Consider the following 23,884-nt stretch of genomic DNA (forward strand, 5'->3'; position numbering starts at 1 on the left):
AACGTGCCACGCGGGTGTTGCACCTCTCGGGACCGGAGAAGGTGGATGTGCCATGGGGGCAACAGGTGAGTGTGAAGGTACATACGGCCGGGCGTGAGCAGGCCGTCTGGACCAGGGCGACCCTCGGCAGCTCGGGCCGGCCGCTCGACCTGCTGACGGCCAGGTTCGACCGCCACCGGTACGCGCCCCACGCGCACGACGAGTTCACCGTCGGAGTCTGCGTCGCGGGCGCGGAGATCATCGACTACCGCGGCGGGCGGATCCGCCCGGGCCCCGGCTCGATCGTGGTCCTGGGCCCCGGCGAGGTGCACACGGGCGGCCCGGCCGCGCTCGACGACGGCTACGCATATCGCGCCCTGTACGCGGAGGTCCCCCTCCTCACCGAGGGCACCCTGGGCTTCCCCGACTTCCGCGAACCGCTCCTCGACGACCCCGAGCTGGCCGCCGCCCTGCGCCTCACGCACACCGAACTCAGTCTCTGCCCGGACCCCCTGGAGACCGAGTCGCGCATACCGTGGCTGCTCACGGCCCTGGCCCGCCGCCATTCCACGGCCCGCCACGTGAGCGACACGATCCCGGGCGCGGGCCGCGTGGCGGAGGCGGTACGCGACCGCCTGGCCGACGAACTCCTCGCCCCGCCCTCCCTCGCGGCCCTGGCAGCGGACCTCGGCCTGTCCCGCTACCAGCTCCTGCGTGCCTTCCGTACGAGCATGGGGATGCCTCCGTACGCCTGGCTGGCCCAGTACCGGGTGAACCGTGCCCGGTGCCTGCTGGAGTCGGGCCACCGCCCCGCCGAGACGGCCGCTCTCGTGGGCTTCGCGGACCAGGCGCACCTGACACGCTGGTTCCGGCGGGTACTGGGGGTCACTCCGGCGGCGTACCGCAACAGCGTTCAAGACGTCCGCCGATGATCCGGCCGAGACTGCGCGCATGACTGCACGCGGCTGGTTCCTCTTCTCCCTCATGGGAGTGCTCTGGGGCATCCCCTATCTGATGATCAAAGTGGCGGTGGACGGTGGCATGTCCGCGTCCATGGTGGTGTTCGCGCGCTGTGCGCTGGGCGCGGCACTGCTCCTGCCCTTCGCCCTCCGCCAGGGCAACCTGATCGGAGTCGTACGAGACCACTGGCGCCCCATGCTGGCCTTCGCGTGCATAGAGATCATCGGCCCCTGGTGGACCCTGACCGACGCCGAACGCCATCTCTCCAGCTCGACGGCGGGCCTGCTGATCGCGGGCGTACCGATAGTCGGCGTCCTTCTGGCCCGCTTCTTCGGCGACACGGAACGCCTCGGCGCCCGCCGCACGGCAGGCCTGGCGCTGGGCCTGGGCGGGGTGGCGGTCCTCACGATCCCGCACCTGACGGGCGGCGACGCCCGCTCTCTCACGGAGATGCTGATAACGGTGGTGGGCTACGCGACGGCCCCCTTGATCATGGCCCGCTACCTGCGGGCGGTCCCGACCCTGCAACTGATAGCCCCCTGCCTGCTCCTGTCAGCCTTGGTGTACGCCCCGGCGGCGATCCTGCAATGGCCCTCGACGCCCCCCTCCCTCCCCGTCCTGGCCTCCCTCGCGGGGCTGGGCGTGATCTGCACGGCGCTCGCGTTCGTCGCCTTCCTGGAACTGATCAAGGAGGCGGGACCGACCCGCGCGGTGGTCTTCACGTACGTCAACCCGGCGGTGGCGGTGACGGCGGGCGTGCTGCTGCTGGACGAGGAGCTGACCCCCGGAACGGTGGCGGCCTTCGCCCTGATCCTGCTGGGCTCGTTCCTGGCGACGGCATCGGGACGGCGGCGGGGCGAACGCCCGGTAGCATGGTCGACACGGCAGACGAGCCGGGCGGACGGCCGCGTGAAGTCCCCTTCGGGGGTGCTTCCCGAGGAACGTCCGGGCTCCACAGGGCAGGGTGGTGGCTAACGGCCACCCGGGGTGACCCGCGGGACAGTGCCACAGAAAACAAACCGCCCGGGACTTCGGTCCCGGGTAAGGGTGAAACGGTGGTGTAAGAGACCACCAGCGCCTGAGGTGACTCAGGCGGCTAGGTAAACCCCACCCGGAGCAAGGTCAAAAGGAGCGCTGTAAAAGGCGCTCTGCGAGGACGTTCGAGGGCTGCCCGCCCGAGTCCCCGGGTAGACCGCACGAGGCCGGCGGCAACGCCGGCCCTAGATGGATGGCCGTCTCCCCGGCCGCCGCGAGGCAGCCGGGCGACAGAACCCGGCGTACAGCCCGACTCGTCTGCCGCTCCACGTGTCCGCAGGTCAGCTGGGCGACTCTGCGGACAGGAGCGGTCAGGAACGGTCCGTCAGCGGGTGGAAGTGGCCCGCTGTTCCTTCAGGGCCGCGCAGTTCGAGCCTGTGATCTGTACGTACACGTTGCTGATGTTGCCGCCCCAGTCGATGCAGTGGCCCTTGCCGTACACGTACGCCGGGCCCGCGTACGACGTGTACTGGCCGGAGTCGCCGGCGCTCTCGTCGGTGTCCGGGACGTAGACGTACGCGGACATGTCCACGGCGGCGCCCGGGTTGTTGCGGATGGTCGCGACACAGTTCTGGCCGTTCGCGGCGTTGTACGTCAGGTAGACGGTGCCCAGCGAGCCGACGACCGCGGAGTTCACTGTCTTGTAGGCGTTTCCGCAGACCTTCTGCGGCGTGGTGTTGGGCGCGGCCGAGGCGGGGACCGCCAGCGCGGTCGTGGTCCCCACGGCCAGGGCGGCGAACGCGGCAGCGGTCAGGACGGAACGGCTGAATCTCATGGTTCCCCCGTGTGGTCTGCGATCTCTGGTCCGAGATGTGTGTTCTGAGATCTGAGAGGAGTCTCCGCCGCCGGACCGACTTGCTGCAAAGCTTTCAATGAGGGGCAAATAGTCGGCCGTTCCCGAGGAGAACTTCTGATGCGCAGCGTGACCTGTTCGATGAACGTCTCGCTCGACGGTTACATCGTCGGACCGGACGGCGGTCTCGACTGGCCGGGACCCGACGAGGTGGTCTTTCGCTCCTGGATCGACGAGATCCGAGAGGTCGACGTCCATCTGCTGGGACGGCGGCTGTACGAGACGATGCTGTTCTGGGAGACGGCCGACCAGGATCCCTCGCTCGACGACTCCAAGCGTGAGTGGGCCGCGCTCTGGAACGCTCTTCCGAAAGTGGTGTTCTCCACCACGCTGGCCGCGGTGCAGGGCAATGCCCGTCTGGCCTCCGGCAGCCTGGCTGAGGAGATCGAGCGGTTGCGGGCCGAGCCGGGGGAGGGCGACATCGCGATCGGCGGCGCGGCGCTCGCCGCCGAGGCCGCCGCGTCGGGGCTGATCGACGAGTACCGGTCCAGGGTCTGCCCGTTGCTCGTCGGCGGTGGCACTCCGTTCTTTCCCCGGAGTGAGCGCCGAGTGGATCTCGAACTCGTCGAGAACCGCGTCGTCGGTTCGGCGGGACTCGTCCTTCTCCGGCACCGCGTGGTGCGCTAGCCGGAGCGAGGCAGGCAGCACAGGCGACGGCCGGCGTCAGGGCGGCCGTCGCCTGTGACAGGTCGTTCGGGTGCGGGTGTGTCAGGGAGCTACCGCGCGGCCGGTCGTCGGGGAGATCTTCCCGGCGCACAGGCCGCGGGCTGCCAGGCCCCGCGCGATACGCGGGACGGCGGCGAGCGAGTTGGCTGCCCAGTCGTGCATGAGGATGACCTGGCCGTTGCCGAGCCGTCCGGCGGCCTGCACGATGGCGTCCGCGCTGGCGTTGTTCCAGTCCTGTGAGTCCACGTCCCAGATGATCTCGGTCAGGCCGTACTTGGCCTCGACCGCCCTCACCGTCGCGTTGGTCTCGCCGTACGGCGGCCGGAACAGTTTCGGCGTACCGCCGCCCGCGGCCGCGATCGCCTGCTGGGTCCGCGAGATCTCCGAGTCGATCTGCGACTGGCCGAGCTGGGGCAGATGCGGGTGGGTGTAACTGTGGTTGCCGACCCACATGCCCGCGTTGACCTGCGCCTGTACCCGGGACGGGTTGGCGGCGGCGTACTGGCCCTGGTTGAACATCGTGGCCCGCAGCCCGTTCTGCGTGAGCGCGTTGAGCAGGGCCGGTGTGGCGGCGGACGGGCCGTCGTCGTAGGTGAGCCCGACGTAGCCGTTGCACGCCGCGGCAGTGGCGGCAGTGGCGGAAGTGGCCTGTGCCGGGACCGCGTTCGCGGTGAGTGTGCCCGCTGCGGCCAGTGCGACGGCGGCCAGCGTCGTCGTCAGGCGGCGGGTCGCGTACGCGGGACGCTGCCGGGCACGGGCACGGGCACGGGCACGGACGCGGGCGCGAGTACGAGTACGGGTACTCATGGCGCCACCGTGATGCTGGAGCTGCCGCTGCTCTGGTAGCCCTCGGTCGCGAGGATCATGTAGTACCTGAAGCTGCCGAGGGGCATTCCGGCCCGCGCCCAGGCGTCGAAGTGGTTGCCGGTGGTGATGCTGCCGCCGGTCCTCCTCGACTGCCGGACGCTCCAGTACTGGTTGAAGGTCTTCGTGCCTTCGACGGACGGGGCGTTGTACCGCGTCGTCTGGTAGATGTCGTACGTGCCGCCGTCGCTGGTGACCGTGCCCTTGTACGTTCCGGTGGGCCGGTAGGTGCCCCAGTTGTCGACGATGTAGTACTCCACGAGCGGGCCGGCCGTCCACCCGTAGAGGCACAGGTAGGCGTTGCCGGACGGGTTGAAGGCGCCGGAGTAGGTCACGGTCCTGCGGCTGCCGTTGCTCCAGCCCTTGCCCGCGACGAAGTTCCCGGTGTTCCGCCAGGTGGTGCCGTAGGAACCGCCTGAGCCCAGGTTCATGGAGACCGTGCCCTGCGCGTCGGTCCAGAACGAGTAGTAGTAGCCGTTGTTCGTGCCGGTCTGGTTCGTGGTGACGACCGTGTCTGCGTGGGCCTTGCCGGGCAGAGCGAGCGCGGCCGTGGCGCCCAGCAACATGGCGGCAGCCTGCCTGCGGCTCGGCTGTGCGGGTGTGAGGTTCATGTGCGGGTCTCCTCCGTCTTCCACGAGCGGGGGTTTGGTCGCACAGTTTTGACCTGCTCCCGTCAAGCGTCAACAGTTTCGCCCATGATTACGAAACATTCGTGTCGCGCGCAGTGGCGTTGGGAAGGGAATTGCCTGGTGGGATGGGTGATTGAGGTCAACGATGTCTTGGCGCACGTGATGTTCGTGCGCGGGAGATCAAATGGAGAGGCTCGTATCTTCGAATGTTTCGAAGAATCTACGGAACGAAAGTGCCGGGTTGCCATCCCGCCGCCGCGGCCGTCCCGATGAGCAGCGGCCAGAGCGCGGCGGCCATGTCCTCGGGTGTGCCCGGGCAGTCACGGCGGAGCCAGTCGATGACCGTGCCGAGCACCGCGCCCGCCACGAACGCGGCAGCCGGATCGTGCGGGATGTCCGCCGGATCCTCGGCGGCGGGCACGGCGGGCACGGCGGGCGCGGGGGTGTGTACGGGCGGGACGGGCGCGTCGGACGGGGCGGGCGCGTCGGCCGGGACGCGGCGGACATGTGCCGCGACCGCCATGCGGTGGAGCAGGTGGTTGATCACGCGGGCGCTGCCGTCGTTCCCCAGCAGGGCCCGGTAAAGGGGGGCGTGTTCCGCGACGTGCGCGAACAGGTCCGGCAGCAGGTCGACCGTCGGGCTGCCCTCGGCGTCGAGCGGCGGAACGGCCGTCGGGCTGGCCGCCACCAGCTCGTCGAAGACCGTCGTGCACGCGGCCGCCGCCAGATCGTGCACGTCGGTGTAGTGCTCGTAGAACGTCGACCGGTTCACGCCCGCGCGCTTCGTGAGGTCCGAGACCGGGATCTGGCTGAGGTCGCGCTCGGCGACGAGTTCCCGCAGGGCCGTCTCCAGGGCGGAGCGGGAGCGGCGGGTGCGGGGGTCCGAGGGGCGCGCGGGCATGGCCCGAGCCTATCCTTTCCAGCACTTGTCGGATAAGCGACATGTGCTGGATAGTGGGTCGGCGCGAGGATCAGCTGAGCGCGGGCCGCCGTGCCCGTACGGACTTCCAGGGAGGACCAGCGATGAGCTCCACCACAGGACTGTCCGGCAGGTCGGTCGTCGTCACCGGGGCCGGCTCCGGAATCGGCCGCGCCGCCGCCCTGCGTTTCGCGGCGGAGGGCGCCCGCGTCGTCCTCGCCGACATCGACGCCGACGGCACGAAGGCGGTCGCCGGGGAGATCTCCGAGTCCGGCGGCGCCGCTGTCGCCGTGATCGGGGACCTCGGTGAACAGCAGGTCGTCGACCGGGTCGTGGCCACCGCCGTGGACGCCTTCGGAGGCATCGACGTGCTGGTCAACAACGCGGGCGTGATGGACAGGATGTCGGCCGCGGCGGACACCGCCGACGACGAGTGGGAGCGCGTCCTGCGGATCAACCTGACCGCGCCGTTCCTGCTCAGCCGGGCCGCGCTGCCGCACCTGCTCGCGAGCGGCAACGCGGCGATCGTGTTCACCGCCTCCGAGGCGTCCGTACGGGGCAGCGCCGCCGGTACCGCGTACACGGCGTCCAAGCACGGCGTCGCCGGTCTCGCCAAGTCCCTCGCCGTCATGTACCGCGACAAGGGGGTGCGGACGAACGCGATCGCCCCGGGCGGCACGGTGACGGGCATCCGGCTCGACGTGGACAGGGAGGCGCACGGGCCGTCCGTACTCATGGGCTACATGGGCAACATCGGCCGTACGGCGACCGCGGACGAGCAGGCCGCCGCCATCGTCTTCCTGGCCTCCGACGCCGCGAGCAACATCAACGGGGTCGTCCTCCCGGTCGACAACGGCTGGTCCGCCGTCTAGGACGGATCCAGGACAGGGGTAGAGGCCCGGGACGGGTCAGCCGAGAGGGTTGTGCCTGCTGCGCAGGGTGTCCAGGACAGGCGCGTACATACGGGACTTGATGGTGCCGAGTGTCGGTCCGGCCTTGGCCGCCAGTGCCCGGGCGAGTTCCACCGCCTTCGCGCGTACGGCGTCCTCGGCCGCCACGTGGTCGACGAGCCCGGCGTCGAGGGCGTCGCCGCCTCCGTAGCGGCGGGCGGTGAGCATGGCCTCGTGGGCGGTGCGCGGGGTCAGCCGGGACTGGATCAGCGCGGACATGCCCGGGCTGAAGGGGATGTTGATGTCGGCCTCGGGCAGACACCAGTAACCGCGGTCGGCCCGCATCACGCGGAAGTCGTGGGCAAGGGAGAACATCGCGCCGGCCGCGAAGGTGTGCCCCTGCAGGGCGGCCACGGTGATCAGGGGGAGGGAGAGCGTCCGCGCGAACAGCTCCTGGACGCTGACGACGTACTCGTCCTGCTGGTCGGCGTGGGCGAACAGCCAGTCCAGGTCGAGGCCGTTGGAGTAGAACTTGCCGGTGGCGGCGGTCACCAGGGCGCGCGGCCCCTCCGCCTTCTCGACCTCGTCCAGCGCGGCGTTGACGGAGGCGAGCCAGTCGGGGTGGAAACGGTTCTCGCCGTCTCCGAGATCGAGCACGAAAACGTCGTCCTGGCGGTCGAGCGTCGGCATGGTGACTCCTCAGCGGGTAGCTACTTGTCGGTAACTTAATGCGCGAAGTGCGGATCGTGCAATGGATGCGGCTGATCGCCCCGTCGAAATCATTCGTCCCCCCTGGCCGGTTTCGGTCTCCACCCCGCCACCGTGGGAGCGCTTCCATGGCAGGGCGGCAGCGCAGTCATGCGCATGCCATGCGGCCGGCCCCGTCGCATGGCGTCGTTCCACCGTGCCGTGCCCGCATTCCCCCACTTCCCGCACTCCCCACAGCCGTGATCCGGAAGGGACGGACATGTCCGCCACTGGACGCAACACCGTGCACAGCGGCGCCGTACGCGACAGCGCCGTGCGCGGCGACACCGCGCGCAGACGCCCGCGTTCGGGGCCCGCGGTGCTCTTCGCGGCACTGGTGTCCCTGCTCGCGACGACGCTCCTCGGCGCACCCGGGGCCGTCGCCCGCGAGCCGGTCGAAAAGGCGCCCGGTGCCGCGCAGGGCGTCGCGCCCGCCGCGGCACTCACCGAGGTGACCGGCTTCGGCAGCAACCCCAGCAACCTGCAGATGTACCTCTACGTACCGGACAACGTCGCCGCGAAGCCCGCCGTGGTGGTGGCCGTCCACTACTGCACGGGCTCCGGCCCGGCGATGTACTCCGGCACCGAGTACGCCTCGCTCGCCGACCGGTACGGGTTCATCGTCGTGTACCCGTCGGTCACCCGCGCCAGCAAGTGCTTCGACGTCTCCTCGCCCCAGGCGCTGACGCGCGGCGGGGGCAGCGACCCGGTCGGCATCAAGTCGATGGTCGACTGGGTGACCCGTACCTACTCCGCCGACACCGGCCGCATCTTCGCCACCGGTATCTCCTCCGGCGCGATGATGACGAACGTCCTGCTGGGCGACTACCCGGACGTGTTCGCGGCGGGCGCCGCGTTCTCGGGTGTGCCCTTCGGCTGCTTCGCCACCACCGACGGCTCCGAGTGGAACAGCGCCTGCTCCGGCGGCACCGTGATCCGCACCCCGCAGGAGTGGGGCGACCTCGTCCGCAACGCCTACCCGGGCTACACCGGCGCCAGGCCGCGTATGCAGGTGTGGCACGGCACCGAGGACGACGTGCTGCGCTACCCCAACTTCGGGGAGGAGATCAAGCAGTGGACCAACGTGCTGGGTGTCGGTCGGACCCCGGCCGCCACCGACTCGCCCCAGTCCGGCTGGACCCGCACCCGTTACGGCGCCACCGGTGACCAGGCCCCCGTCGAGGCCATCAGCCTCCAGGGCGTGGGCCACAACCTGTACGCCTGGGGCATGGCGGCCCGCGTCCTCACGTTCTTCGGCCTGGACGGCTCGGACCCGGGGCCTCAGCCCCAGCCGGGCGCCTGCAAGGTGACCGCCACGACCAGCGCCTGGAGTACGGGGCTGACCGGCTCCGTGACGATCACCAACACCGGCACCTCCCGCGTCGAGGGCTGGCAGCTGGGCTTCACCCTGCCGTCCGGGCAGAGCGTCACCAACGGCTGGGGTGCCATGTACGCCCCGGCGAGCGGCGCGGTGACGGCCACCAACGCCACGTACAACGGCACGATCGCGGCGAACGCGAGTGTCAGCATCGGGTATCAGGCGAATCACACGGGGAACAGTTCGGCTCCGGCCGCCTTCACGCTCAACGGCACCGCCTGCACCGGTAGTTGATGCCGCGTGAAGCCGGAGCAGTCCGTGCAGTCCGTGCAGTGCGTGCAGTGCGTGCAGTGCGTGCGGCCGTCAAGAACACAGTCCTTCGCCCGGCTCGTCAGCACCTGTGTACTCCTGCTGGCCCTCGCCGTGACCGCGTCCGCCGTGGTGGCGCCGGCCGAGGGGGCCCGGGCCGCGGGCAGCGGTGCCGCCGCCCCGGCCGGGTCGTCCGCCCGGCACTGGGTCAACACCTGGACCGCGATGCCGCAGCTCACCGAGCCGGGGAACATGCCGCCTCCGCCGTTCACCGAGGAGCGGGCCGTCCTGGTCGACACGACCCTGCGGCAGACCGTGCGGGTCTCGACCGGCGGCGGGCGCATCCGGCTGCGGTTCTCCAACGCCTTCGGTGACACCGCGCTGCCCCTCACCGCCGTGACCGTGGCTCTTCCGCTCGGCGGACGGGCCGGTGTCAGCGCCGTCGAACCCGGCTCGCCGCGCCGGGTGACCTTCGCCGGCCGCGCGTCGGCGACCGTGCCCGTCGGGGCCCAACTCGTCTCCGACCCAATGGACTTCGGCCTGGAGCCGGGCTCCAACCTGACCGTGACCGCCTACCTCGCCGAGGGCCAGCGGTCCACCGCGCTCACCTCGCACCCCGGGTCGCGCACCACCTCGTACCTCCAGAAGGCCGACCACACCCGGGACCAGGACCTCCCGGAGGCGACCGCCGTCAACCACTGGTATCTGCTCAGTGACGTCGAGGTGCTCACCGGTCCCGCCACCGCCGCGGTCGCCGTCCTGGGCGACTCGCTGACCGACGGGCGCGGTTCCACCACCAACGGCAACGACCGCTGGACCGACCGGCTGCTGGACCGGCTCCGCGAGCACCCCGCGAACGGCGAGGTCGCGGTGCTCAACCAGGCCGCCGGCGGCAACCGCGTCCTCAGCGACGGCCTGGGCCCCAACGTCCTCGCCCGGCTCGACCGCGACGTCCTGTCCCGCAGCGGAGTCTCCTGGCTGATCGTCTTCGAGGGGGTCAACGACATCGGCACCGCCGCCGCCACACCCGCCGCCCAGCGGAGCGTCACGACCGAACTGATCGCCGCGTACGAGCAGATCGTCGTCCGCGCACACGCGCAGGGCATCCGGGTGTACGGGGCCACGCTGACCCCGTTCGGCGGCAACGCGATGTACGACGACCCCGCCGGGCACCGTGAGGCGTCCAGGGAGGAGGTCAACTCCTGGATCCGTACGAGTGGAGGGTTCGACGCGGTCGTCGACCTCGACCAGGCCGTCCGCGACCCGGCGGACCCGGGGCGTCTGCGCGCCACGCTGCACGACGGGGACTGGCTGCACCTCAACCCCGAGGGCTACCGGGCCCTGGCCGCCGCGGTGCCCCTGCGGCTGTTCCGGAGCCGGACCGGCTGATCGGGTGGCCGACCGATTGCGTGGCCGAGTCAGCCGGTCTTCTCGGGGGCGTGCTCGCCGGGGTGGTCCTCGGTGTCCGGGGCCGCGGGCAGCAGGTCGTGCAGTTGGGTGAAGCGCTGGGTGCAGGCCGTCTGCGCGATGGCCCGCGCGACGGCGTCGGCCAGCGGGCCGGTGGACTCGCTCAACAGCCGGCGGGCCTTCTCGGTGAGCGCCACCTCGATACCGCGCCGGTCGCCGCAGGCCGAGTTCTTGGTGATCAGCCCCGCGTGCTGCAGACAGGCGACCTGGTACGTCAGCCGGGTCTTCGGGCGGCCCAGCAGCTCCGCGATCCGGGTCATCCGCAGGCTGGAGCCCGGCTGGTCGGCCAGCAGGCACAGCACCAGGAACTCGTCGTGCGAGACCCCCATGGCGTCCTTCACACGGGCCCGCAGCTGCTGCTCGATGGCCCCGGCCGCCGCCAGCAGGCGCATCCAGGACCGCAGTTCGGCCGGCAGCAGGCCGTTCTCCGGCGCGCCGTCGCCGCACGGCGGGACATGCGGGGGCTGGTCGGCGGGGGTGGAGGAGTCGGCCATGGTGTCACAGTCTACCGGTTGTCCATTTTTGGATAACCGGCTAGCGTGGAGTCATCCAAATTTGGATTACCAATCCGGTCGTCCGACCCGTTCCAGACCCGAATCCAGGAGAAGTCCCATGACCGTCGCTGTGGAAACCGGCCAGTGGCAGCTCGACGCCGTCCGCTCCGCCATCGCCATCAAGCACAAGACGATGTGGGGCATGGTCACGGTGAAGGGCACCTTCCGCGGTGTCAGCGGCGGGGGCGAGGTCCAGCCCGACGGCTCCGCCCACGGCACCGTCACGCTGGAGGCCGCGTCCCTCGACACGAAGAACGCCAAGCGTGACGAGCATCTGCGTGGTGCCGACTTCTTTGATGCCGAGCGGCATCCGAACCTCGTGTTCGTCGTCCGTGACGCGGTGGTCGGTCCGGACGACAGCGTCCAGATCAGTGGTGAGCTGACCGTCCGTGGGGTCAGTCGTCCGCAGGTCGTCACCGCCACGGTCGTCGAGTCGGGTGCCGACGCGGTGACGCTTGCCGCGGAGTTCAGTGTGGATCGGGATCAGTTCGGGATGGGGTGGAATCAGCTGGGGATGCTTCGGGGGTTGACTACGGTCACGTCTACGCTCCGGTTCACGCGGACGCCCGTGTAGTGCCTGCGGCGGGGAGTGTGCGGTTTCGGCTGCGGGCCGGTGGGGGGTGTCGCGCCGTTCCCCGCGCCCCTAAAAGATTGCGCCGTTCCCCGCGCCCCTCAAGGCAAAGGACTCGCCGTTCCTCGCGCCCCTGAAGGGCGAAAAGATTGCGCCGTTCCCCGCGCCCCTAAAAGCAAAAGATTGCGCCGTTCCCCGCGCCCCTATGGGTGTGGGTCCGGTTTGCCGGAGCGGGTCGTCACTTGTGCCAAGTGTGTTGTGAAGAACTCGCGGGGTTCGGGGGTGAGTGTTCGTAGGGCCACTGCGGCTGTGATGATCACGTCGCAGAGTTCCGACCGGACGTCGTCCCAGCTGTGGGACGTGCCCTTGCGGGGGTTCTGGCCGGTGGCGCCGATGACCGCCTCGGCGACCTCGCCGACCTCCTCGGAGAGCTTCAGCATCCGCAGGAGCAGGGTCTCCTGAGGAGGGCGGTCCGGCTGGGCCCGGGCCAGCCAGTCCTGGAGCTGCTCGATGGACTCCCAGAGATCGCCGTCGTCGCTCATGGCGTTCAGACTGCCATGGGCGACGACGGAAGCCCCGACGGGAGCCTCGGCCGAAGAACGGCCTACGAGTCGTGGGACACGCCCTCCTCGTCGAACAACTCGCCCTGTTCGCTCTCCTGTTGGCGTCGCACCCGCGCGTACCGCGCTCCGATCACCGTCAGGGTCGCCGCGGCCGTCCCCGCGAGGGCGACCGGCACCATCCAGCCCCGGTCGACCGTGTGACCCATGGCGTGGTCGAGGGAGATCCGGCCGGGGCCGGTGACAGCGAGCCCCGCGGCCGCGAATCCCAGGTACGCCGCGTACTCGTAGCCGCCGCTCTGGGCGAAGAAGCCGTTCGGCGCGTGCACCGCGGAGGCTCCCGCCATCGCCCCGGCCGCGGCCGCTCCGGCCGCCGGGGTGGCGAGACCCAGCGCCAGCAGGGCGCCGCCGCCCGTCTCCGCCAGGCCCGCCGCGGCGGCGCTCGCCCTGCCGGGCGCGTACCCCACGGACTCCATGAACTCGCCGGTCCCGGAGAGGCCACCGCCGCCGAACCAGCCGAAGAGCTTCTGGGCCCCGTGCGTCGCCAGCACTCCGCCCGTACCGAGGCGGAGCAGCAGCAGTCCCAGATCGCGTCGGTCGAAACAGGTCACGGTTACCGTCACTCCTCGCATGTCGCATGTCGCATGTCGCACTCGAACGGTCCTCTTCGGCGCGTACGCGTCCGGCCGCGCCTGTCCACCGTCGCACCCGACAGCCGTCCGAGCCCTGGTCCGCGCCGCCGTACGGGTGGTGGGGTGGCGGCGGTACCGGCGCGGTGTGAGTCTGACGGACATGACGATTCAGGTAGCCAAGCTCAGCCACCCGGCCGTCCGGGACTTCGTCAGCGCCGTGAACGCCCACGACCGGGAGGCCTTCCGGGCCGTCCTCACGTCCGGCGCGACGATGGCCGACGACGGTTCGGACCGCGACCTCGACGACTGGACCGAGCGGGAGATCTTCGACTCCCACGGTCATATGGAGGTCGACAACGAGTCGGACGGCGGCCTCGCGCTCGTCGCCCGGTACAGCAACGACGCCTGGGGCGAGATGCGGACGAGGTGGAGCTTCACGGTCGACGGCGACGGCAGGATCTCCCGCTTCGAGACCGGCCAGGCGTAACCGGCGGGAGCGGGAAGACCGGCGGGACGGCGTGACCGGCGAGAGGCCGCTCACCGGTGAGGGTGAGCGGCCTCCGGACAGCACCGTACGGACGGACCGGACCGACGGACGGACGGACGGACGGAACCGACGGGTGGACCGGTCAGAGCGCGGGCTGCGCCTGCGGCTGCGACTGTTGCTCGGTCAGGGAGATCCGGCCCTTCCTGATCGTGGCGACCCGCGGTGCGCGCCGGGCGATCGACGAGTCGTGCGTGACCATGACGAACGTCAGCCCGTGCTCGCGCCACAGCCCCTCCAGCAGGGCCATGATGTCGTCGCGGGTGCCCTCGTCGAGGTTGCCCGTGGGCTCGTCGGCGAGCAGCACCTTCGGGTTCTTGACCAGCGCGCGGGCGATGGCGACGCGCTGCTGCTGACCGCCGGACAGCTCGCTGGGCGCATGGCTGAGACGGTCGCCGAGACCGACCGAGTCCAGCGCCGCGGCGGCCTTCGCACGCCGCTCCGACGGCTTCACCCCGAGCGGTACGAGGGCCGTCTCGACGTTCTCCTGGGCGGTGAGCGTGGGGATGAGGTTGAACGACTGGAAGATGATGCCGATCTTCTCCGCGCGCAGCCGCGTCAGCCGGGCCTCGCTGATGGACGCGAGGTCCACGCCGTCCAGTTCGACGCTGCCGGCGGACGGGCGGTCCAGTCCGCCGATCATCTGGAGCAGGGTCGACTTGCCGCCGCCGGTGGGACCCTGGATGACGAGCTGGTCGCCGTCCTCGATGGTGAGGTCGACGCCGCGCAGCGCCTCCACCGTCTCCTTGCCTCTCGTGTAGTTCTTGGTGACGCCGGTGAGCTTGTACATACGTCTTCTCCGTACCGTGCCGAGGTGTTGAGGGCCGCGTTGGGGGCTGCGCCGAGGGCGTCGAGGATGCCGAGGGTCACGACACGCTGCGCAGCGCGTCTGCGGGGCGCATCCGTGAGGCGCGCCAGCCGCCCATCGCACCGGCGATCAGACCGCCCGCGACCGCCAGGCCCACGGCGAGCGCAATGGTGGTGACGGAGACCGGCGCGGACAGCGCGATGTCGAGGGTGCTCGACGCGCTCTGCCCACCGGGGCCGCCCCCGCCACCGGGCCCGCCACCGCCGGGTCCGCCGCCCTGGCCGCCGCCCGTGGAACCGAGTTCGGCCGTGAGGGTCGGGCTGACGGCCGTGACCGCGTACGCCGCCGCGAGGCCGAGGGCGATGCCGAGCGCTCCGCCGAGCAGGCCGTTCACGACCGACTCGCCGACGACCTGCCGGGTGACCTTGCGGCTCGGCCAGCCGAGCGCCTTCAGTGTGCCGAACTCCCGCACCCGGCGGCTGACCGCCGACGAGGTGAGCAGCGCGGCGACGAGGAACGCGGCCGCCAGCACCGCGATGGAGAGCCACTTGCCCACGCTCGTCGCGAGGTCGGAGGCCGTCGACAGCGAGCCCGAGACGGTGTCCGCGAGGTCGGCCGAGGTCGTCACCGTCGTGCCCGAGATGTTCTTCTGGATGGCCGACTTGACCGCGTCGATCCGCTGGGAGCCGGACGCCTTCACATAGATCGTGGAGACCTTGTTCTTGGCGTCACCGAGTGTCTGGGCCTGCTTGAGCGGCAGATAGACGTCGGTCGTCGACTCGCTGCTGTCCGGGGTCGCGATCCCGATGACCTTGTACTTGGTGCCGGAGATCTTGACGCTCCCGCCGACCGTGTACTTGTTCTCCTTGGCGTACGACTTGCCGAGCACCGCGACCTTCGCGTTGCTCTGCGCCGTCGTGAACGTCTTGCCCTTGCTGATCTTCGTGGTGGCGAGCGGGCCGAGATCCTGGTTCGTGACGTCGACACCCGAGACCGAGTACGAGTTCACGTCGAAGGAGGCGCCGCCGCCCTGCACCTGGGGCTGACCGGTCGAACCGCCGCCGCCCGCACCGCCGGGGCCGCCGCCCCGGCCCTGGGAGCCCTGCGAGGAGGTGTCCGTCTCGGCCTTGCCCTGGGTGAAACTTCCGTCGACCTTCGTGACGTTCAGGGTCAGGGCACCCACCGCGCTCGCCACGTTCTTCTGCGCGGCGACCTTTTCGATCAGGGCGGACTTGAGCGTCTGACCGCCCTGCGTCGTCACCCGGTCCGAACTCTGTTCCTCGTCGTCGTCGGAACCGGCGTCGAATTCGAAGTTCGGTCTGCCCGACTGGTTGTTGCCGGCGGAAGGAGCCTCTCTGGCCTTGGTCACCGTCATGTCGGTGCCGAGTCCGTACAGCGACTGCAGGACCTTGTCCTGTGCCTGTGACATGCCGGCCGACACCGAGTTGACGGTGATGACCAGGGCGATTCCGAGCGCCAGACCCATGGCGATGACCAGAGCCGACTTCTTGCGCCGGCTCAGCTCACGCTTGAGATAGATGCCAAACATCCCGTTCCCTAAGGTTCTTGGCGCCCGCTGTGGGCGCTGCCACAAGCTATGGACGAACCTTTGAGAGACCCTGAGCAAGGAATGTGCAGGAGCTGAGAATGTGGGCTCCGGCGTCAGAATTCCGTAAGACAGCTGATTCCTGGCTGATTGAGGGCCGGTTGCCAGGAAAGGGCTGTGGAATGGCCCCTGCCGTCAGTGGGGCAGCCGTTCCGGGCGCCGGGCCGCAACCCCGCGTCCTGCGCGGGATCCCCCCACCGAGCGCCCGGAACGGCTGCCGCCTCCCCCTGGATGTGGCACGGAAGGCCAGTGTTCCAAGTGTGAAGTTCTGGTGCAGGAGAGTCGAGCATAGGCCTTTTCGAGGACACGGGGAATGGTGCAGGCCTTTGTACTTGCCTATCCCCGTCCCACGTACGGCATCGCGCTGGCGAGAACCGTCGCGAACTGCACATTGGCCTCCAACGGCAACTCCGCCATGTGCCGCACGGTCCGCGCCACGTCCGCGACATCCATGACCGGCTCGGGAGCTGTCTCCCCGTTCGCCTGCAACGCCCCCGTCCGCATCCGCTCGGTCATGTCGGTCGCGGCGTTGCCGATGTCGATCTGCCCGCAGACGATCCGGTAGGGCCGCCCGTCCAGCGACAGCGACTTCGTGAGGCCGGTCAGCGCGTGCTTGGTCGCCGTGTACGCCGCCGACCGCGGGCGGGGCGTGTGCGCCGAGATCGAGCCATTGTTGATGATCCTTCCGCCCTGCGGATCCTGCTCCTTCATCTGCCGGTAAGCCGCCTGCGCGCACAGGAACGCCCCGTCGAGATTCGTGCCGACCACGTGCCGCCAGGCCTCGTACGGCAGTTCCTCGAACGGCACGCCCCCGGGTCCGAACGTGCCGGCGTTGTTGAAGAGCAGGTCGAGCCGGCTGAAGCGGTCGCGCGTGGCGGCGAAGAGCGCGGCCACGTCCTCGGGCCGCGAGACATCGGTGCGCACACACAGCGACGTGCCGTCTTCACCGGCCCGCCCTCCCGCGGAGGCGGCCTGCGCGAGAGCTGTCTCCGCGAGCGCCGCCGTCTCCTCCAGCCGCTCCGCCCGGCGGCCGGCGAGCGCCACCGACCAGCCGGTACGCAGTAGCTCCACGGCCACGGCCCGGCCGATCCCCGAGCCCGCCCCTGTCACGATCGCGATCTTCGTCCGATGGGAGTCCATGGCCCCGCAGCGTACGGGAGGAGGGTCGACGGTCCGCCATTTGGAACTCATCCGTCCGACATCTGACTGTTGTGCACGTGACAGTCCACCGTTGACTCTGACCACTCCAATTCCTTGTACAACAACCGTCAGGGGAGGGCCAGATGACATCCACCGGCCACCAGCAACCGTCGCAGCACGCCCCCGAACTCCGCGCCGCCGCCCGTCACCTCGGGCGCCGCCGGCTCTTCACCGTCACCGGCGCGGCCGCCGTGCTGGCGTTCGCCACCAACCTGCCGACAGCGGGTGTGGCGGGCGCCGCCGAGTTCGACTCGGCGAAGATCACCGAGAATCCCTTCACTCTCGGTGTGGCCTCCGGTGATCCGCAGGCCACGTCCGTGCTGCTGTGGACCAGACTCGCCCCCACCCCGTACCAGGCGGACTCCGGGCTGCCGCCGGAGCGCGTCACCGTGCACTGGGAGCTGGCCCGCGACGAACGGTTCCGCCACGTCGTCAGACGGGGGGCGGCCTTCGCCCACCCCGAGTTCCACCACTCCGTGCACGTCGAGGTCGGTCACCTCGATTCCGACCGGGTCTTCTACTACCGCTTCAAGACGGGCAGCTGGATCAGCGAGACCGGCCGGACCCGCACCGCGCCCTCGTCCCGGGCGCGCGTCGACGAACTGAAGCTGGCCGCGGTCTCCTGCCAGGCCTACCACGACGGGTACTTCACCGCGTACGGGCATCTCGCCGAGGACGACGTCGACGTGGTCTTCCACGTCGGCGACTACCTCTACGAGTACGCGGTCGACTCCGTGGGCGGCGCCCGCAACTACACCGACCGGGTGCTGCCCGACCTCTTCAACCACGAGACCATCACCCTGGAGGACTACCGCCTGCGGTACTCCCTCTACAAGACCGACCCCGAACTGCAGGCCGCGCACGCCGCCCACCCCTTCGTCGTCACCTGGGACGACCACGAGGTCGAGAACAACTACGCGGACGACATCCCGGAGAACTCCGTACCGCCGGAGGAGTTCCTGCTGCGCCGCGCCGCCGGGTACCGCGCCTACTGGGAGAACCTGCCGCTGCGCCGCCCGCAGCGGCCCGAGGGCCCCGACATGCGGATGTACCGCCGGCTGAACTGGGGCCGGCTCGCGCAGTTCGACATCCTCGACACCCGGCAGTACCGCTCGGACCAGGCGTACGGCGACGGGGCGGACATCCCGGGGCCCGAGACGGACGATCCGGCGCGCACGATCACCGGCGCGGCGCAGGAGCGGTGGCTGCTCGACGGATGGCAGGCCTCGCAGGCCCTGTGGAACGTCGTCCCGCAGCAGGTCATCTTCTCCCAGCGGCGCTTCGACCTGGCCGTGCCGTCGCGGGTGTCCATGGACGCGTGGGACGGCTACCGGGCCTCGCGGGGGCGGGTGCTGGCCGGTGCGGAGGCCGCCGGCATCGAGAACCTGATGGTGTTCACCGGGGACGTCCATGTCGCGTACGCCTTCGACATCAAGGAGGACTTCGACGACCCCTCGTCCCGAATACTCGGTACGGAGATCGTGACGACGTCGGTCACCAGCGGGCGGGACGGGGCGGAGCGGCCCGCCAACTGGGAGACGTACATGGCGGCGAATCCGCACCTGAAGTTCTACAACGGGCGGCGGGGCTATACGACCGTGCGGCTCGGGAGGGAGTCCGCTCGGGCCGACTTCAAGACCGTGCCCGCGGTGACCACGCCGGGGGCGGCGATCACCACCGCGGCGTCGTTCGTGACCGAGGTCGGTGACCAGGGGCTCAAGCCGGTGTAGTTCCGCGGGTTCGCTCCGCTGGGGTGGGGCGGGGGACCGGCGGCCGTTCGTCGGCTGCGGGCCGGACGTGGCTGGTCGCGCCGTTCCCCGCGCCCCTGAGAGCCAAAGGCGAAAGATTGCGCCGTTCCCCGCGCCCCTGAGAGCCAAAGGCGAAAGATTGCGCCGTTCCCCGCGCCCCTATTCGCCGGGGTAGGTGACTCCTACCCCGGCTCGTACCGCGTCCAGGGTGCGCATGACCGCCAGGGTGCCGTCCAGGGGGACCAGGGGGGACTCCGTCTCGCCGGCCCGGAGGCAGCGCATGACCTCGGTCGCCTCGTGCTTGAGGCTCGCCCGGGTGCCGTCCGCCGCGCTCGCGGTGAACTCCTCCGGGTCGCGGCCGTCGCGGTGCACCACGAAGCGGTCGGTGTGGAAGAAGCCGTGCGGGATGTCGATACGGCCCTCGGAGCCGGTGACCGAGGCGGCGGTCGACGTGCCGCCGACCAGGGAGCAGTGCAGCGCAGCGATCGCGCCGCTCTCGTACGACAGCAGCATGCCCGTCTGGAGATCGACGCGCTCCTCCGAGAGCACCGCCCGCGCCGTCACGTCGGAGGGCTCACCGAGCAGCAGATGCGCGAACGACACCGGATAGACGCCGAGGTCCAGCAGCGCGCCGCCGCCCTGCGCCGGGTCGCGCAGCCGGTGGGTGGGAGGGAAGGGCCCCGAGAGGCCGAAGTCTGCCTGCACCGTGCGGACCTCGCCGATCGCCCCGTCGTCCACCAGCGCCTTGAGCTGCCGGATCAGCGGGTTGCAGTACATCCACATGGCCTCCATCAGGAAGCTGCCGTGCTGCTTCGCGAGACCGACCAGCTCCTCGGCCTCGCGCGAGTTCAGCGTGAACGCCTTCTCGCACAGCACGTTCCGCCCGGCCTCCAGACACAGCCCGGCCGCAGCCCGGTGCGCCGAGTGCGGAGTCGCCACGTACACGACGTCGACTTCCTCGTCCGCCGCGAGGGACTCCCAGTCGCCGTAGGCCCGCGGTATCCCGAACCGCTCCGCGAACCCCTTCGCCGACTCCTCGGTGCGCGACGCCACCGCCACCACCTCGGCATCGGGCAGATCGATCAGATCGGCGGTGAACGCCGCGGCGATCCCCCCGGTCGCCAGCACACCCCACCGCACGCGTTCCTCAGCCATCCCGACCCCTCGCTCCATGCCTTCGACGACCTCGACCACTCGTACAAGATCACCTGTACGGGATCACCTGTACGAGCTGAGAGCATAGGTGGCGGATCACACGGAGAGGGAGGGGTATATGTCCGAGCGCGGCCGCACCAGGCAGGACCAGGACGGCCCGACAGCGTACATACCGGGCCCGGCGGTGACCGAGGAGAGCGTGCTCGCCGCCTCGGTGCCCCCGGTACCGCCACCGGCAGCCCGCCGCTCCGTGGGACTCCTGGTCACGCTCATCCTCGGCGGTCTCACCGCCGTACCGCCGCTGTCCATGGACATGTACCTCCCGGCGCTTCCGGAGGTCACCGACGCGCTGCACGCCTCCGCGGCCACCGTGCAGCTGACGCTCACCGCCTGTCTCGCCGGGATGGCGCTCGGACAGCTCGTCGTCGGGCCGATGAGCGACAAGTGGGGCCGCAGACGGCCGCTCATCGCCGGACTGCTCGTCTACATCCTCGCCACCGCCGTCTGCGCCGTCGCCCCCACCGTCGAACTCCTCGTCGCCTTCCGGCTGCTCCAGGGCCTCGCGGGCGCCGCCGGGATAGTGATCGCACGGGCCGTCGTGCGCGACCTGTACGACGGCGTGGACATGGCGCGGTTCTTCTCCACGCTCATGCTGATCTCCGGGGTCGCGCCGATCCTCGCGCCGCTCCTCGGCGGACAGGTGCTGCGCATCACCGACTGGCGGGGCGTCTTCTACGTCCTGACCGTCATCGGGATCGTGCTGACCGCCGTCGTCTGGCGGCTGCTGCCCGAGACCCTCGCGCCCGAGCGACGCCACAGCGGCGGCACCGCCGAAGCCCTGCGCACCATGCGCGGACTGCTCGCCGACCGCGTCTTCACCGGCTACATGCTCACCGGCGGCTTCGCGTTCGCGGCGCTCTTCGCGTACATCTCCGCCTCGCCGTTCGTGATCCAGGAGATCTACGGCGCCTCCCCGCAGACGTACAGCGTCCTCTTCGGCGTCAACTCCGTCGGCCTGGTGATCGTCGGCCAGATCAACGGCAAGATCCTCGTCGGCCGGGTCAGCCTCGACAAGGTGCTCGCGGTCGGCCTCGCGACCATCACCGTCGCGTCGGCCGCGCTGCTCCTGATGTCCGCCGGGGCCTTCGGCGAGGTGGGCCTGGTCCCCGTCGCCGCCGGACTCTTCGTGCTCATGTCGGCGATGAGCCTGTGCATGCCCAACACCAACGCGCTAGCCCTCATGCGCACCCGGCACTCCGCGGGCTCCGCGTCCGCCCTGCTCGGCACCTCGTCCTTCCTGGTCGGCGCGATCGCCACACCCCTGGTGGGCGTCGCCGGTGAACACACGGCCGTCCCGATGGCCGTCGTCCAGCTCGCGTGTTCACTGGTCGCCGTCGGCTGCTTCGTGGCACTGTGCCGTCCCTGGCGGAATCAGCCGGACGTACAGCCCGACGTACCGGCGGACGTGAAGGGAGCGGGGAGCTGAGCGCACCGAGACTGCGCCCCGGTACGGCGGAACGTGCCGGGCTCGACCCCGGGGAACTCGACCGTCTCGTACGGGAGTTCCACCGGCTCACCGACGGGGACCGGCCCTGGGCCGCGGGAGCCGTGCTGGTCGCCGGACGCGGGCCCGTGATCGCCGTCGAGGAGGCGGCGGGCTGGGCGGTGCGCTACCGCGCCTACGACGAGGACGCTGACGCCGGCGTGGAACTGCCGCGCCGCGAACGCGTGCCCATGACCGTCCGCACGCCCTTCGACCTGGCGTCCCTCACCAAGCTCTTCACGAGCGTCGCGGCCGTGCAGCAGCTGGAGCGCGGCACGCTGGGCATCGACGCGCGCGTGGGCGCGTACCTGCCGGGCTTCACCGCGGCCGCCGAGTACGGCATCACCGTGCGGCACCTGCTCACCCACACCTCCGGACTGCGGCCCGAACTCCCGCTGTACGACTGCGCGGACGACAGGGCACGGTTCGCCCTGCTGCGGTCCGAGAAACCGCTGACGGCGCCGGGCGGCGCGTACCGCTACTCGGACCTCAACATGCTGCTCCTCCAGCAGGTCCTGGAACGGATCACCAGGCGCCCGCTGGACGCCCTCGTCCGGGACGGGATCACCCGGCCGCTCGGCATGACCGACACCGGCTTCGGCCCCTGCCCCGGCGCCGCCGCGACGGAGGACCAGCGACAACCCTGGGCCAAGGCGGACCGGGGCATGCTGCGGGGCGTGGTCCACGACGAGAACGCGTGGGCGCTCGGCGGGGTCGCGGGCCACGCCGGCCTCTTCTCGACGGCGGACGACCTCGCGGTCTTCTGCCGCACCCTCCTCGCGGGCGGCTCCTACGGCACCGCCCGCATCCTCGGCCCCGACTACGTCGAACTGCTCCTCTCCCCGCCCGGCCTCGGCTTCGCCCTGGACCAGCCGTCGTTCATGGGCGCCCTCGCGGGCCGCGGAGCCGCGGGCCACACGGGCTTCACCGGTACGTCGCTGGTGATGGACCCGTCGACGGACACGTTCCTGGTGCTCCTGGCGAACACGGTCCACCCGCGCCGCCGGCCCCCGGACAACGCACCCCGCGCGGCGGCGGCCACCCGGCTGGCCAGGGCGGTCCGAGGGGCGTGAACGATGCGACACGGTTGTCACAGGCCCCGTCGCAGCGCGCTCGTCACAGGGCCCGTCGCCGGGCTCGTAGACTCCCCTCGTGAACGCCCCCGCCCCTGCCTCCCCGGCCGAGACCCTGCGCGCGGCCCTCGCGGGGCTGCTCGACGGACTGCCCCCGAAAGTGGCCGCGCAGGCCGTCGACCGGCTGATCGCGAACTACCGGGGCACCACCCCGACCGACGCGCCGATCCTGCGCGACCGCGCGGACGTGGCCGCGTACGCCGCGTACCGGATGCCCGCGACCTTCGAGGCCGTACGGGCCGCCCTCGACGCCTTCGCGGACGTCGTGCCCCGGTGGGTGCCGGGCAGCCATGTCGACGTGGGCGGTGGCACGGGCGCCGCGACCTGGGCCGTGAACGCGACCTGGCCCGAGGAACGGCCGGTGACCGTGCTCGACTGGGCGGAGCCCGCGCTCACCCTCGGCCGTGAACTCGTCGCCGGCAACCCGCTGTTGAGGTCCGCCGAGTGGCGGCGCGCCCGTATCGGAGCGGAGCTCGCGCTGCCGGACGCCGATCTCGTCACGGTGTCGTACGTCCTCGGCGAGCTGACCGAGGCGGGCCGCGGTGCCGTCGTGGACGCCGCCGCGGGTGCCGCGCAGGCGGTCGTGATCATCGAGCCCGGGACGCCTGACGGGTACGCCCGTGTCATCGCGGCCCGGGACCGGCTGATCGGCGCCGGGTTCCATGTCGCCGCGCCCTGTCCGCACAGTGCCGCCTGTCCGATCGTGCCGGGGGAGGACTGGTGCCACTTCTCCGCGCGGGTCAGCCGGTCCTCGCTGCACCGGCAGGTCAAGGGTGGGTCGCTGGCGTACGAGGACGAGAAGTTCAGCTATGTCGCCGCGACGCGGGGGGCGGTTGCTCCGGTCGCTTCGAGGGTGGTGCGGCGGCCGCAGATCCGTAAGGGGCAGGTTCTGCTGGATCTGTGTGAGGTGGAGGAGGGGTTGCGGCGCGCCACGGTCACGAAGCGGCACGGGCTCCTTTACAAGGAGGCCCGGGACGCGGCCTGGGGCGACGTGTGGCCCCCGGCGTAGTTTCCTCGCCCCCGTATCGCGCTGCGCGCTCGTCCTCAAACGCCGGACGGGCTAGGAGATAGCCCGTCCGGCGTTTGAGGACCGGGGGTTCGGGGGCTGGCCCCCGAGTCAGTGACGGGGAGGGTAGGGGCGGCGGGGGCGAGAACAACCCTGTGGCGAGACGGCGCGTCTTGCCGTGCTGGTAG

Annotated in this window: 23 protein-coding genes, 1 other RNA gene and 1 pseudogene; 13 read left to right on the plus strand and 12 right to left on the minus strand. The window is 70.8% G+C overall.

The features are described 5' to 3' along the window. The first annotated feature begins 65 nt into the window (after nt 1-65). The 3 genes and pseudogenes from OHS59_RS31225 to rnpB all read left to right on the plus strand — a co-directional run bounded on the left by OHS59_RS31225 (nt 66) and on the right by rnpB (nt 2,235). Nucleotides 66-911, plus strand: a complete 846-nt coding sequence (locus OHS59_RS31225) for an AraC family transcriptional regulator (RefSeq protein ID WP_328496677.1) — start codon at nt 66-68, stop codon at nt 909-911. A gap of 19 nt (nt 912-930) precedes the next feature. Beyond that, nucleotides 931-1,761: pseudogene (locus OHS59_RS44620) on the plus strand (DMT family transporter); the annotation flags it as partial. Nucleotides 1,762-1,828: 67 nt separating this feature from the next. Next, nucleotides 1,829-2,235: RNase P RNA component class A (rnpB, locus tag OHS59_RS31230), an RNA gene on the plus strand. Between the two features lie 64 nt (nt 2,236-2,299). Here the strand turns inward: rnpB and OHS59_RS31235 are convergent. Next, nucleotides 2,300-2,749, minus strand: a complete 450-nt coding sequence (locus OHS59_RS31235; protein ID WP_328496678.1) for a spore-associated protein — start codon at nt 2,747-2,749, stop codon at nt 2,300-2,302. 138 nt (nt 2,750-2,887) lie between these two features. Between OHS59_RS31235 and OHS59_RS31240 the strand changes: the two genes are divergently transcribed. Beyond that, on the plus strand, nt 2,888-3,454 hold the full coding sequence (locus OHS59_RS31240) for a dihydrofolate reductase family protein (RefSeq protein ID WP_328496679.1): 567 nt from the start codon (nt 2,888-2,890) through the stop codon (nt 3,452-3,454). Nucleotides 3,455-3,535: 81 nt separating this feature from the next. Here OHS59_RS31240 and OHS59_RS31245 read toward each other — a convergent pair whose 3' ends face one another. The 3 genes from OHS59_RS31245 to OHS59_RS31255 all read right to left on the minus strand — a co-directional run bounded on the left by OHS59_RS31245 (nt 3,536) and on the right by OHS59_RS31255 (nt 5,887). Beyond that, complete coding sequence (locus tag OHS59_RS31245) at nt 3,536-4,300, minus strand: polysaccharide deacetylase family protein (protein WP_328496680.1); 765 nt, start codon at nt 4,298-4,300, stop codon at nt 3,536-3,538. Beyond that, nucleotides 4,297-4,968: a glycoside hydrolase family 11 protein gene (locus OHS59_RS31250; RefSeq protein WP_328496681.1), complete on the minus strand. Its 672-nt coding sequence runs from the start codon at nt 4,966-4,968 to the stop codon at nt 4,297-4,299. Before OHS59_RS31250 ends, OHS59_RS31245 begins: the two co-directional genes overlap by 4 nt. Before the next feature lie 238 nt (nt 4,969-5,206). Continuing rightward, on the minus strand, nt 5,207-5,887 hold the full coding sequence (locus tag OHS59_RS31255) for a TetR/AcrR family transcriptional regulator (protein ID WP_328496682.1): 681 nt from the start codon (nt 5,885-5,887) through the stop codon (nt 5,207-5,209). Nucleotides 5,888-6,009: 122 nt separating this feature from the next. Between OHS59_RS31255 and OHS59_RS31260 the strand changes: the two genes are divergently transcribed. After that, the gene (locus OHS59_RS31260) at nt 6,010-6,777 is read left to right on the plus strand and encodes an SDR family NAD(P)-dependent oxidoreductase (protein WP_328496683.1); all 768 of its coding nucleotides are present in this window, start codon (nt 6,010-6,012) and stop codon (nt 6,775-6,777) included. 36 nt (nt 6,778-6,813) lie between these two features. On the opposite strand, the gene OHS59_RS31265 is transcribed toward OHS59_RS31260, so the two are convergent. After that, complete coding sequence (locus tag OHS59_RS31265; RefSeq protein WP_328496684.1) at nt 6,814-7,485, minus strand: enoyl-CoA hydratase-related protein; 672 nt, start codon at nt 7,483-7,485, stop codon at nt 6,814-6,816. Between the two features lie 277 nt (nt 7,486-7,762). Here OHS59_RS31265 and OHS59_RS31270 point away from each other — a divergent pair, with 277 nt between their 5' ends. Together OHS59_RS31270 and OHS59_RS31275 are read left to right on the plus strand one after the other, a co-directional pair. After that, nucleotides 7,763-9,154: an extracellular catalytic domain type 1 short-chain-length polyhydroxyalkanoate depolymerase gene (locus OHS59_RS31270; RefSeq protein ID WP_328496685.1), complete on the plus strand. Its 1,392-nt coding sequence runs from the start codon at nt 7,763-7,765 to the stop codon at nt 9,152-9,154. A gap of 33 nt (nt 9,155-9,187) precedes the next feature. Beyond that, the gene (locus OHS59_RS31275; RefSeq protein ID WP_443061656.1) at nt 9,188-10,558 is read left to right on the plus strand and encodes an SGNH/GDSL hydrolase family protein; all 1,371 of its coding nucleotides are present in this window, start codon (nt 9,188-9,190) and stop codon (nt 10,556-10,558) included. A gap of 29 nt (nt 10,559-10,587) precedes the next feature. On the opposite strand, the gene OHS59_RS31280 is transcribed toward OHS59_RS31275, so the two are convergent. Further along, nucleotides 10,588-11,130: a MarR family winged helix-turn-helix transcriptional regulator gene (locus OHS59_RS31280; protein ID WP_328496686.1), complete on the minus strand. Its 543-nt coding sequence runs from the start codon at nt 11,128-11,130 to the stop codon at nt 10,588-10,590. Between the two features lie 118 nt (nt 11,131-11,248). Here OHS59_RS31280 and OHS59_RS31285 point away from each other — a divergent pair, with 118 nt between their 5' ends. Next, complete coding sequence (locus tag OHS59_RS31285; RefSeq protein WP_328496687.1) at nt 11,249-11,764, plus strand: YceI family protein; 516 nt, start codon at nt 11,249-11,251, stop codon at nt 11,762-11,764. 200 nt (nt 11,765-11,964) lie between these two features. On the opposite strand, the gene OHS59_RS31290 is transcribed toward OHS59_RS31285, so the two are convergent. Beyond that, on the minus strand, nt 11,965-12,303 hold the full coding sequence (locus OHS59_RS31290; protein ID WP_328496688.1) for a MazG-like family protein: 339 nt from the start codon (nt 12,301-12,303) through the stop codon (nt 11,965-11,967). A gap of 62 nt (nt 12,304-12,365) precedes the next feature. Further along, nucleotides 12,366-12,932 carry a DoxX family protein gene (locus OHS59_RS31295; RefSeq protein ID WP_328496689.1) on the minus strand — a complete coding sequence of 189 codons (567 nt, stop codon included), beginning with the start codon at nt 12,930-12,932 and terminating at the stop codon, nt 12,366-12,368. 181 nt (nt 12,933-13,113) lie between these two features. Between OHS59_RS31295 and OHS59_RS31300 the strand changes: the two genes are divergently transcribed. Further along, nucleotides 13,114-13,440: a nuclear transport factor 2 family protein gene (locus OHS59_RS31300; RefSeq protein WP_328496690.1), complete on the plus strand. Its 327-nt coding sequence runs from the start codon at nt 13,114-13,116 to the stop codon at nt 13,438-13,440. 142 nt (nt 13,441-13,582) lie between these two features. Here the strand turns inward: OHS59_RS31300 and OHS59_RS31305 are convergent, their stop codons facing one another. The 3 genes from OHS59_RS31305 to OHS59_RS31315 all read right to left on the minus strand — a co-directional run bounded on the left by OHS59_RS31305 (nt 13,583) and on the right by OHS59_RS31315 (nt 17,051). Further along, the gene (locus OHS59_RS31305; protein ID WP_328496691.1) at nt 13,583-14,287 is read right to left on the minus strand and encodes an ABC transporter ATP-binding protein; all 705 of its coding nucleotides are present in this window, start codon (nt 14,285-14,287) and stop codon (nt 13,583-13,585) included. A gap of 76 nt (nt 14,288-14,363) precedes the next feature. Continuing rightward, nucleotides 14,364-15,854 carry an ABC transporter permease gene (locus OHS59_RS31310; RefSeq protein WP_328496692.1) on the minus strand — a complete coding sequence of 497 codons (1,491 nt, stop codon included), beginning with the start codon at nt 15,852-15,854 and terminating at the stop codon, nt 14,364-14,366. Nucleotides 15,855-16,247: 393 nt separating this feature from the next. Beyond that, nucleotides 16,248-17,051, minus strand: coding sequence for an SDR family oxidoreductase (locus OHS59_RS31315; RefSeq protein ID WP_328496693.1), 804 nt, complete (start codon nt 17,049-17,051; stop codon nt 16,248-16,250). 143 nt (nt 17,052-17,194) lie between these two features. Here OHS59_RS31315 and OHS59_RS31320 point away from each other — a divergent pair, with 143 nt between their 5' ends. After that, the gene (locus OHS59_RS31320; protein WP_328496694.1) at nt 17,195-18,841 is read left to right on the plus strand and encodes an alkaline phosphatase D family protein; all 1,647 of its coding nucleotides are present in this window, start codon (nt 17,195-17,197) and stop codon (nt 18,839-18,841) included. A 177-nt stretch (nt 18,842-19,018) separates the two neighbouring features. Here the strand turns inward: OHS59_RS31320 and OHS59_RS31325 are convergent, their stop codons facing one another. Beyond that, entirely contained in the window at nt 19,019-20,014 is a 996-nt protein-coding gene (locus OHS59_RS31325) for a Gfo/Idh/MocA family protein (RefSeq protein ID WP_328496695.1), read from the minus strand. A gap of 118 nt (nt 20,015-20,132) precedes the next feature. Here OHS59_RS31325 and OHS59_RS31330 point away from each other — a divergent pair, with 118 nt between their 5' ends. The 3 genes from OHS59_RS31330 to OHS59_RS31340 all read left to right on the plus strand — a co-directional run bounded on the left by OHS59_RS31330 (nt 20,133) and on the right by OHS59_RS31340 (nt 23,699). Beyond that, nucleotides 20,133-21,500 (plus strand): Bcr/CflA family multidrug efflux MFS transporter, encoded by a 1,368-nt coding sequence (locus OHS59_RS31330; protein ID WP_328496696.1) that lies wholly within the window; start codon nt 20,133-20,135, stop codon nt 21,498-21,500. Next, nucleotides 21,428-22,630 carry a serine hydrolase domain-containing protein gene (locus tag OHS59_RS31335; RefSeq protein WP_443061532.1) on the plus strand — a complete coding sequence of 401 codons (1,203 nt, stop codon included), beginning with the start codon at nt 21,428-21,430 and terminating at the stop codon, nt 22,628-22,630. Before OHS59_RS31330 ends, OHS59_RS31335 begins: the two co-directional genes overlap by 73 nt. Nucleotides 22,631-22,709: 79 nt before the next feature. Continuing rightward, on the plus strand, nt 22,710-23,699 hold the full coding sequence (locus OHS59_RS31340) for a small ribosomal subunit Rsm22 family protein (RefSeq protein WP_328496697.1): 990 nt from the start codon (nt 22,710-22,712) through the stop codon (nt 23,697-23,699). The last annotated feature ends 185 nt before the right edge of the window (nt 23,700-23,884 follow it).

The sequence above is a fragment of the Streptomyces sp. NBC_00414 genome, from assembly GCF_036038375.1.
In the GTDB taxonomy this organism is placed as follows: Bacteria; Actinomycetota; Actinomycetes; order Streptomycetales; family Streptomycetaceae; genus Streptomyces.

What these genes read in the sequence shown, in the direction of transcription:
- OHS59_RS31280 (WP_328496686.1), bottom strand. Translation starts at nt 11,130, where the DNA reads ATGGCCGACTCCTCCACCCCCGCCGACCAGCCCCCGCATGTCCCGCCG.
- OHS59_RS31245 (WP_328496680.1), bottom strand. Translation starts at nt 4,300, where the DNA reads ATGAGTACCCGTACTCGTACTCGCGCCCGCGTCCGTGCCCGTGCCCGT.
- OHS59_RS31310 (WP_328496692.1), bottom strand. Translation starts at nt 15,854, where the DNA reads ATGTTTGGCATCTATCTCAAGCGTGAGCTGAGCCGGCGCAAGAAGTCG.
- OHS59_RS31330 (WP_328496696.1), top strand. Translation starts at nt 20,133, where the DNA reads ATGTCCGAGCGCGGCCGCACCAGGCAGGACCAGGACGGCCCGACAGCG.
- OHS59_RS31325 (WP_328496695.1), bottom strand. Translation starts at nt 20,014, where the DNA reads ATGGCTGAGGAACGCGTGCGGTGGGGTGTGCTGGCGACCGGGGGGATC.
- OHS59_RS31320 (WP_328496694.1), top strand. Translation starts at nt 17,195, where the DNA reads ATGACATCCACCGGCCACCAGCAACCGTCGCAGCACGCCCCCGAACTC.
- OHS59_RS31315 (WP_328496693.1), bottom strand. Translation starts at nt 17,051, where the DNA reads ATGGACTCCCATCGGACGAAGATCGCGATCGTGACAGGGGCGGGCTCG.
- OHS59_RS31235 (WP_328496678.1), bottom strand. Translation starts at nt 2,749, where the DNA reads ATGAGATTCAGCCGTTCCGTCCTGACCGCTGCCGCGTTCGCCGCCCTG.
- OHS59_RS31250 (WP_328496681.1), bottom strand. Translation starts at nt 4,968, where the DNA reads ATGAACCTCACACCCGCACAGCCGAGCCGCAGGCAGGCTGCCGCCATG.
- OHS59_RS31270 (WP_328496685.1), top strand. Translation starts at nt 7,763, where the DNA reads ATGTCCGCCACTGGACGCAACACCGTGCACAGCGGCGCCGTACGCGAC.
- OHS59_RS31300 (WP_328496690.1), top strand. Translation starts at nt 13,114, where the DNA reads ATGACGATTCAGGTAGCCAAGCTCAGCCACCCGGCCGTCCGGGACTTC.
- OHS59_RS31260 (WP_328496683.1), top strand. Translation starts at nt 6,010, where the DNA reads ATGAGCTCCACCACAGGACTGTCCGGCAGGTCGGTCGTCGTCACCGGG.
- OHS59_RS31255 (WP_328496682.1), bottom strand. Translation starts at nt 5,887, where the DNA reads ATGCCCGCGCGCCCCTCGGACCCCCGCACCCGCCGCTCCCGCTCCGCC.
- OHS59_RS31265 (WP_328496684.1), bottom strand. Translation starts at nt 7,485, where the DNA reads ATGCCGACGCTCGACCGCCAGGACGACGTTTTCGTGCTCGATCTCGGA.
- OHS59_RS31240 (WP_328496679.1), top strand. Translation starts at nt 2,888, where the DNA reads ATGCGCAGCGTGACCTGTTCGATGAACGTCTCGCTCGACGGTTACATC.
- OHS59_RS31305 (WP_328496691.1), bottom strand. Translation starts at nt 14,287, where the DNA reads ATGTACAAGCTCACCGGCGTCACCAAGAACTACACGAGAGGCAAGGAG.
- OHS59_RS31285 (WP_328496687.1), top strand. Translation starts at nt 11,249, where the DNA reads ATGACCGTCGCTGTGGAAACCGGCCAGTGGCAGCTCGACGCCGTCCGC.
- OHS59_RS31290 (WP_328496688.1), bottom strand. Translation starts at nt 12,303, where the DNA reads ATGAGCGACGACGGCGATCTCTGGGAGTCCATCGAGCAGCTCCAGGAC.